General features: G+C 53.1%; 2 protein-coding genes and 1 pseudogene. 2 read left to right on the top strand and 1 reads right to left on the bottom strand.

Going from position 1 to position 2,564, the window contains the following annotated elements:
* Window positions 1-371: 371 nt before the first annotated feature.
* Window positions 372-1,657: pseudogene (locus AACR77_RS06395) on the top strand (SulP family inorganic anion transporter); the annotation flags it as partial.
* Here the strand turns inward: AACR77_RS06395 and AACR77_RS06390 are convergent.
* Window positions 1,576-1,911 carry a hypothetical protein gene (locus tag AACR77_RS06390; protein WP_231563165.1) on the bottom strand — a complete coding sequence of 112 codons (336 nt, stop codon included), beginning with the start codon at window positions 1,909-1,911 and terminating at the stop codon, window positions 1,576-1,578. The pseudogene AACR77_RS06395 and the gene AACR77_RS06390 overlap by 82 nt on opposite strands.
* Before the next feature lie 30 nt (window positions 1,912-1,941).
* Here AACR77_RS06390 and AACR77_RS06385 point away from each other — a divergent pair, with 30 nt between their 5' ends.
* Window positions 1,942-2,205, top strand: a complete 264-nt coding sequence (locus tag AACR77_RS06385; protein ID WP_231563164.1) for a hypothetical protein — start codon at window positions 1,942-1,944, stop codon at window positions 2,203-2,205.
* Window positions 2,206-2,564: the final 359 nt, after the last annotated feature.

Genomic DNA, 2,564 nt, shown 5'->3' with positions numbered 1-2,564 from the left:
ACAGAAAACAGAAAACAGAAAACAGAAAACAGAAAACAGAAATGTAACCTCAGTTAAGATGTGGTTATATTCGCCCTGTAGGGCGGAAAATTTAAAAAGTGTTTTGCAAAAATGAGAGCTCTATCTATACAAGCTCCTCTCTGCTATCGTTTTCCGCCCATGAACAAATCGCATACTGGCGTGACTGTAACGCCGCCTTAACCTCTCCCTCTGCGGCTCCTGCCGCCTGACTCTGGTTGTCACAACCGGAGCGTTTTTTACACCCATTAGATCCCAATACAACAATCTGATCCTGCCCGAACTCCATCTGACCCCCAAGTCGGTGGATGCGTTGCGTTATGGATCCTAAACAAGCGAGAAAATCCCCCCCCATGCTAGAACGTGCAAGACAAGAGTGGTTCTCCAACATACGTGGTGACCTGTTAGCCGGAACCGTGGTCGCCCTGGCGCTAATCCCAGAAGCCATCGCCTTCTCCATCATCGCTGGAGTAGACCCCAAGGTTGGCCTCTATGCCTCCTTCTGCATCGCCGTGGTCATCGCTTTTGTCGGCGGTCGCCCAGGCATGATCTCGGCAGCCACAGGCGCAATGGTGCTCCTGATGGTGACCCTGGTCAAAGAGCATGGCTTGCAATATCTGCTGGCAGCAACTCTGCTCACTGGGGTACTCCAGATCGCGGCTGGTTACTTGAAGCTCGGCAGCCTGATGCGGTTTGTCTCCCGTTCCGTGGTCACCGGCTTCGTCAATGCGCTGGCGATCCTCATCTTTATGGCCCAGTTGCCTGAGCTCACCAACGTCACCTGGCAGGTCTATGCCATGACAGCAGCTGGCCTTGGCATCATCTATCTGTTCCCGCTTATTCCGGTGGTTGGCAAGCTAGTGCCTTCTCCGCTGCTCTGCATCGTCATCCTGACGGCAGTCGCCATAACCATGGGCATCGATATCCGTACTGTAGGCGATATGGGCGAGCTGCCCGATACTCTGCCCATCTTCCTGTGGCCCGAAGTGCCGCTCAATCTGGAGACGCTGGCGATCATCTTCCCATATTCCGCAGGTCTGGCCGTGGTCGGTCTGCTCGAATCCATGATGACGGCAGCCATTGTCGATGACCTGACGGATACCAGCAGCGACCGCAATCGCGAGTGCAAGGGCCAGGGGATCACGAATATCGGCGCGGGCCTGATGGGTGGCATGGCGGGCTGCGCCATGATTGGTCAGTCCATCATCAATATCAAATCCGGTGGTCGTGGCCGCCTCTCTACCTTTGTCGCAGGCACATTACTCATTCTGATGGTTGTATTCATGGATGAGTGGATCCGCTAAATCCCCATGGCAGCCCTGGTAGCCGTGATGATCATGGTCTCTATCGGGACGTTCTCCTGGGATTCACTGCACAATCTCAAAAGCACCCGCCCTCAACCAATATCGTGATGGTGGCAACAGTGGTTGTTGCTACCCATAACCTGGCGCTCGGGGTACTTGTCGGGGTACTGCTCCTTCCCTGTTCTTTGCCAACAAGGTTGCCAGCTTCATGCTGGTTAAAAGCGACAGCGAGCGGAAAAGGTGAGGTACGCACCTATCTGGTACGGGGCCAGGTATTCTTCGCGAGTGCTGAACAGTTCTTTGCCGAATTAGACTTCAAGGAGGTGGTAGAAAGGTGGTGATCCGTCACCTTACTGCACGTTTTGGAAAAAACGAGTTTGAAGGACATAGCTATCTCTCCGGCAACATTGGTCTTGGCAGTCGCGAGCTTCTGCTCCAGGAGCTCGCCGAGCTGGATCACCAACGCAGCCGTCTCGCCCATGAGTAGGGGGGCATCCTGCTGGACAGCGGCAAGGAATATCTTGCTGGCTTGGGTATGACGGGGGGCGAGACCCTGCAACACCACGGCCAGTTGGTAGAGACAATCCATGAACTCTCATCCTACATGCGGATGTTGATCATGGGCAAACAGGGCACGACCCATGCCCACGATCTGATTGGCAGTAATATCGAGAACGTCGTCATCCATTCCTTGGCGAATCTCATCATGGTGGTGCAACCAAGCTTTCAGACATCGAGCCACTTTCCGTTTACCTATGACGCCAGTCCGATTGCCAAGCAGGTGTTGAAGAGTTCGGGCATCAGGGTTGAAGCAATGCTGCTGCAAGGGGATGTCGTGTCAGTGATTTGCCTGGGCTACGACTTCATCGTGATGGGGACCTAGGGTCACTCACGGATCACTTTATCGTGGGTAGTACGACACCAGAATTGGTGAAGTAGACTGCGGCTTCACTCTACCTACTCAGGTAAAAACCATCGATTACGCCTTCTTTCTCATTACCCGCATCTAAACGAGGGGGATTTTTCTTCATAGTTTTACCTGATTACCCATGATTAGCAGTCACCACGAGCTATACTGATCTTACGTACAGTTACTGAGGTACGAGATCATGGCCAAAAGCAAAGTCCAATTCCAGAAAGGCTACAGCCTGTTTGATTTTTATGTTTGTTGAATTGAGGCATGCAGTCGTGGCAAGCCCGCCGATGCCATATCGGCTCTTGAAGCTGGCTGAGGGTCATGGG

Origin of the sequence: Aeromonas sp. ZOR0002 (assembly GCF_963866995.1) — a bacterium.
Lineage (GTDB): Bacteria > Pseudomonadota > Gammaproteobacteria > Enterobacterales > Aeromonadaceae > Aeromonas > Aeromonas caviae.
Note: the sequence above shows the minus strand (reverse complement) of the source record. Positions and strands in the feature narration are given on the sequence as shown.